The organism is Teichococcus wenyumeiae (genome assembly GCF_003696345.1).
GTDB lineage: Bacteria > Pseudomonadota > Alphaproteobacteria > Acetobacterales > Acetobacteraceae > Pseudoroseomonas > Pseudoroseomonas wenyumeiae.
This window is the reverse complement of sequence record NZ_RFLX01000090.1, coordinates 1-5,519: the sequence shown is the minus strand read 5'-3', so window position 1 is coordinate 5,519 and position 5,519 is coordinate 1. Positions and strand designations below refer to the sequence as shown.

Annotated in this window: 4 protein-coding genes and 2 pseudogenes; 3 read left to right on the top strand and 3 right to left on the bottom strand. The window is 64.3% G+C overall.

Annotated features, from left to right (window positions below; translation table 11 throughout):
- Positions 1 to 585 (top strand): SDR family oxidoreductase (locus tag EBE87_RS27465; protein ID WP_122140293.1); only part of this gene is annotated, 585 nt, incomplete at its 5' end.
- Between the two features lie 206 nt (positions 586 to 791).
- Here the strand turns inward: EBE87_RS27465 and EBE87_RS27460 are convergent.
- On the bottom strand, positions 792 to 1,229 hold the full coding sequence (locus EBE87_RS27460) for a DUF1772 domain-containing protein (RefSeq protein ID WP_120640919.1): 438 nt from the start codon (positions 1,227 to 1,229) through the stop codon (positions 792 to 794).
- A 330-nt stretch (positions 1,230 to 1,559) separates the two neighbouring features.
- Positions 1,560 to 2,729, bottom strand: a complete 1,170-nt coding sequence (locus EBE87_RS27455) for an MFS transporter (RefSeq protein ID WP_408887771.1) — start codon at positions 2,727 to 2,729, stop codon at positions 1,560 to 1,562.
- A gap of 166 nt (positions 2,730 to 2,895) precedes the next feature.
- On the opposite strand from EBE87_RS27455, the gene EBE87_RS27450 reads away from it, so the two are divergent.
- Entirely contained in the window at positions 2,896 to 3,549 is a 654-nt protein-coding gene (locus EBE87_RS27450) for a TetR/AcrR family transcriptional regulator (RefSeq protein WP_120640921.1), read from the top strand.
- Positions 3,550 to 3,797: 248 nt separating this feature from the next.
- Here EBE87_RS27450 and EBE87_RS30630 read toward each other — a convergent pair.
- Positions 3,798 to 4,367 (bottom strand): annotated as a pseudogene (locus tag EBE87_RS30630) (DUF1989 domain-containing protein).
- A gap of 194 nt (positions 4,368 to 4,561) precedes the next feature.
- On the opposite strand from EBE87_RS30630, the pseudogene EBE87_RS27440 reads away from it, so the two are divergent.
- Positions 4,562 to 5,400, top strand: a pseudogene (locus EBE87_RS27440) (transposase); the annotation flags it as partial.
- Between the last annotated feature and the right edge of the window lie 119 nt (positions 5,401 to 5,519).

Genomic DNA, 5,519 nt, shown 5'->3' with positions numbered 1-5,519 from the left:
GAACGGGCGCAGGCCTTCGCCGGGCCGATCGACATTCTCGTCAACAACGCGGGCGGCTCCGGCATAAGCGAAGACTGGAGCACAACGCGTCCGGAGACATGGGCCAGCGGCTACGACCGCAACACCCTTGCGGCCGTCAGGGTGATCGCCTGTGTCCTGCCGAAGATGCGGAACGCGGGATGGGGGAGGATCGTAAACGTCGCCAGCCTCGCCGCGATGATGCCCCCCCCGGGAAGACCGGACTATTCCGCCGCCAAGGCGGCCATGGTAGCGATGAGCGCCTCCCTGGCGAAGGCTGTTGCCGGAGCCGGCATCACGGTCAACACGGTGTCGCCGGGCACGATACAGAGCGGGAAGCTCGAAGCCACCTTCCGCAAGGCTGCCGCCGGCCAGGGCCTTGCCGAGGACGCGCCATGGGCCGAGGTGGAACGTGCGGCGCTGCCCTTGTTTGCGGCGGTTCCCATGGGGCGCGTCGGAACACTGGATGAGATCAGCGATGCTGTCGCTTTCCTCGTCAGTCCGCGAGCCGGATACATCACCGGGATGAACCTGCGGATCGACGGTGGAATGTGGCCAGGCCTCTAGCGTTTCGCCGGCTATGGCAGTCGTAACCGGTGGCGTCTGCCACTATCGCACCTGCCGCTTAGTTCCACGTCAGGCACGAGATGAGCAGTTTATCGGGCCTTGGGCAGCTTCGCGCCCTCATCAGACGTCCGAAGACCCAGTTAGCTTTCCGCAAAGCGGACATGGGCCTCCAACCTTCCACGGACTATGGCAGGTGGAGGGGGGATCTAGCGGGTCGTCAGGAAACCCCAGGCGCACAGGAGGACTGCAGCGGAGCCGAGTGCGCTGCGGACATTGTGCAGGCTGGCCCAGCGACGCAGCAGGTCACGGCTTCCCGCCCCCGCCTCCTGCGGCGTCATGGCCATCAGGCGCTTGTTCACCGGCATGATGATCAGCATCGTGGACGGCCAATTCGCGAGCAGGAGCAAGCTCCCCGCCAACCACTGCCACTCGCGGAGCTGATACCAAGCCAGGAGCCCCGCAGCCTCTCCCAGCATGGCCAGGCCAGCCTGGATCGGCAGGGCGCGCTTGTAGCTGGGCTGCCACTGCGCGAGCAGGGGCGCGTCCTCCAGGCCCATCCTGGCTGGATGCTCGACGAGGCTGATGTAGAGCGCGGCCCCGGCGAAGAGGGTCGCGAGGACGAGGGCAACAAGGGCAGGAACCACCTGAGTATCTCCTCTGGTACGCTTCGAGAGACGCGACCACGCCTGATGCGCCCCTCCCGACAGCGATCGGGTTGAGACGCCGAGGCTGAGAAGAACCCGTCCATGGACGGGCGCAGGAGCTACCAACCTGCCACTCTACTTCCGGCCAGCCCATGATGTCGAAGACCTACCGGCAGAGCAATGTTTCGCAGCACTGCCTTGTGTCGGGTGCGGAGGAGCGGACCTGAAGCTAAATGTCTGCTCCCCACCCATTTACTCCTCAAGACCTGCCGGTCCACTTCCGGCCAGGTCAAGCCAGATCCTCAAACCGGGGAACGGCGCCAGGATCGATCAGTGGCCAATGGCGGCTGTTGCCTGCTTGCGGCTGCCGGGCGGGAAACCATTGGCGCGCGCCGACCAGGCCAGGAACAAGGCAACCAGGACCAGAACCAGCAGCGCCCAGGGGAACGACACCAAGCCCCAGCTTCGCAATAGGATGCCGCCCAAGATGCCTCCGCCCGCGATGGCGGTGTTCCACACGACCACGTTCAGGGACAGGGCCACGTCTGCCCCTTCCCGGGCGCTGTCGGCGAGGGCAGTCTGCAGCAGCGTCGCGGCACCGCCGAAGGTCAGGCCCCACACGCCGACACCGGCGTAAGCCATGATGGGAGATGCCGCTGTGACACCGAAGGCCAGCGCGGTCAGCCCGAACACCGCTAGGCTGGCGAGGACCGCGCTGCGCAGCGCGCGCTCCACCACGCGGCCCGTGATCCAGATGCCGACCAGCGCCGCGGCGCCGAACACCAGCAGCACTAGGTCCACCCGGCTTTCCAGCCCGGCAGGCGCCACGAAGGGGGCGACGTAGGTGTAGAGGATGTTGTGCGCCAGCATCCACGCCATCACCACGCCCAGCACCGGAAGCACGCCCGGGGTCATGAGCACCCGGGCCAGAGGGATGCGGGACTTCGCGGGCTGTCCGGGATAGTTGGGGACCTTGAGCAGAACCCAGCCGATCAGCATCATCGTTAGCAGCGACATGACGCCGAAGGCCGCTCGCCAGCCCAGGGCGCCGCCCATCCAGGTGCCGAGCGGAACCCCGAGGGATAAGGCAAGCGGCGTACCCACCATCGCGATGGCCATGGCCCGGCCCTGCAGGTGCGGCGCGACCATCCGGCGCGCGTAGGCGCCTAGGATGCTCCAGGCCAGTCCGGCGGCCATCCCGGCGAAGAAGCGGGCGGCCAGGGTCAGCCAGAAATCCGAAGACAACGCGGTGACGGAGTTGAACACCAGGAAGCCGAGGATCGTCGCGAGCAGCACGTGACGCCGGGGCCAGCTGCTGGTGGCGATCGTCAGCGGCATGGCGGCAACCACAGACCCCAGCGCGTAGGCCGTCACCAGCTGACCGGCCATTGAGGGTGACACCGCGAGGCCCTGGGAGATCTGCGGCAGCAGACCCGCAGGCAACGTCTCCGTGGCAATGCACAGGAAGCCGGTCATCGCGAGCGCCAGCAGTGCGGCCATGGGCAGAGTCTCCGACGCGGGATGGGTCGCGGCATCAGCGCGGTCCGGCTGCATGTGCATGCAAGTGCTCCAATTATGGATCGTTCGATCCACAACTAGCCAGCTTGCTGCCCCTGGGCAAGCTGTTCTGGACCGATTAATCTAGAAGTCATTGAAGGAGGTCATGATGCCGAGAACAGGGCGTCCCCGAGAGTTCGACAGGGACAAGGCTGTGCAGGCGGCGATGGAGCTGTTCTGGGAACACGGCTACGAGCCGACCTCCCTCAGCCAGCTGAAGGCCTGCATGGGCGGGATCTCGTCCGCCAGCTTCTATGCCGCCTTTGGCTCCAAGGAAGCCCTGTTCCAGGAGGGTCTGGCCAAGTACCTGGCGACTCACGGGCAGGTCATGACGCCCCTGCACGATCCATCATTGAAGCCGCGAGACGCCGTTGAACAGGCGCTGCGGCGATCGGCCCGGATGCAGTCGGGTCAGGATCACCCGCTTGGCTGCTTCGTGACGCTCTCGACCACCAACTGCTCCCCGGAGAACCGCCACCTTCGAACGTTGGTGGAACAGGAGCGGGAGCGAAACCGGACCGCGCTGGCAGACTGCATCCAGCGGGCAGTGGATTGCGGCGATCTGCGGGCCGACACGGACACGGCGGGACTGGCCACTCTCCTCAACACCTTCCTGCTCGGCATCTCGCTGGAGGCACGCGACGGCACGGCTCATGGGAAGCTCGATGCGGCAGCATCACAGCTCATGCGGATGTGGGACGCGCTCGCGGAACCGAAGTGCGTTCAGACAGACGAGCCGAGGCGAAGAGATCATCGTCGATGAGAAGGCGGTCGGTCGAATGCTTGAGCAGGACACTGGTGCCGCGGTGACCCCGCCACTGTGCAAGCGGTTGCCATCCTACAACGGAGGCCGTCAGGCTGACGCCTTCTGCGATAGCTTCGCGCCCTTCTCAGACATCCGAGCGGCCAATCAGCTTTCCGCAAAGCGGACATGAGCCTTCGACCGCAAACGGACCGGATCGGGTGGAAAGCGGACGTTGCTCACCAGTTGAAGGCGGTACTGCTTGGTGCTCAGGCCTCTAGCACCTCAAATGCGATGGGAGTGCATGTGCCCCCATTGCAGACCGACGCAGAGCACGCGGAAAGCGCAACCGCCAAATCCATCTCCGCTCTGAAAACGACAGCATCTCCAGGCTGAGAAAGCGGCCTGTGAATTACGAGGCTACCGTCCTCAATCGTGACGTGCTGGAAGATGTTGAACGGGATCGGCAAAGGGCCAGGTTCTATGCCGAGCGACTGAAGCGCCTGTGTCATGTTCTCAGTGCAGTTTGGATGATGGCCATCAACGCCGTACTGGATCTGGAACATCTCGACGCTGCAGGCGGCATACAGGAAGTCGTGCTGACCTACGTCATCGGAGATGATCGTCAGCATCCGTTTGCTGGAGTCGGATCAGAGGTTGTCTCCAGTAGAGAGTTGGATCTTTGAATTGTAGTCGAACGTACGGCCATTGTTCAGGCGATCCCTGCCGTCCGAGCTGTATGCTATGAGGTCGCAGACTCGGGTTCCCTCAGGGTCAATGACTCTGAGCAATTGACCGGCCTTCAAGCGGAAGCCAGCGCCCGTGCGGGCCGGGATCATCGTCAGCAATCAATCGCTCCTGTTGACCTTGATCTACTGCAGTGAGGCCGTGCAGAAGCGCCAGCTTGGCTACAGGGCCCATCGTCGGAGGAATAGCGTCGGCTCACCGTGGCTCGCAATGTCCGCAATGGGTCCAGACCATGTGAAAAGACGCGGATCTGCTAGGCTGATGGCCTGCCGTCAGGGAGGCTCGAATGAAGCGCTTCATCGAAGGTGCGGATCGGCGCCAGGTCACGCTTCTGCCGCCCTGCCTCGACGACTACGTGACGGAGGACAATCCGGTTCGCGTGGTCGAGGTGTTCGTCGATACGCCGGATCTGGCTGCGCTGGGCTTCGAGGGCATGGTTCCTGAAGTCACGGGCAGGCCGTCCTACCATCCCTCGACCATGCTGAAGATCTATCTCTATGGCTACCTGAACCGGGTGCAGTCGAGCCGACGATTGGAGCGCGAGGCAGGACGCAACCTCGAACTGATGTGGCTGACCGGCCGGCTTGTGCCGGACTTCAAGACGATCATCGATTTCCGCCACGACAACGGCGCAGCCATCCGCGCTGTTTGCCGCCAGTTCGTCCCGCTGTGCAGCAAGTTGGATCTGTTCACGGACGCCGTGGTCGCGATCGACGGCAGCAAGTTCAAGGCGGTGAACAACCGCGACAAGAACTACACGCCTGCCAAGCTGCAGCGCCGGATCGAGCAGGTCGAGGAAAGCATCGCCCGCTACATGGCGACCAGCGGCAAGGGCAGCGGCATTGTCGGCTACAACGTGCAGGCCGCCGTCGATACCAGGCAGCACCTGATCGTGGCGCACGAGGTTACCAACCTGGGCTACGACCGCGCCAGCTCTCCGGCATGGCCCGGCAGGCACGGGAGGTGATGGGCCATGAGGCGCTCACCGTCATTGCCGACCGCGGCTACTACAAGGGCGAGGACATCCTGCTCTGCGAGCAAGACGGCATGCTGCTGCTCGTGCCGAAGACCCTGACCTCCGGTGCGAAAGCCGACGGACGGTTCGGCAAGCAGGACTTTGTCTATCTACCGGAGCAGGAGGCATTGTCACGTCGTTGAGCGCTAGCCGGAATGAGGGGGCTGATCCAGGCTGGCCAGATGTCGACCGAGCTCGCCACCTACCCCGGCTACCGCTTCCCGGCCGA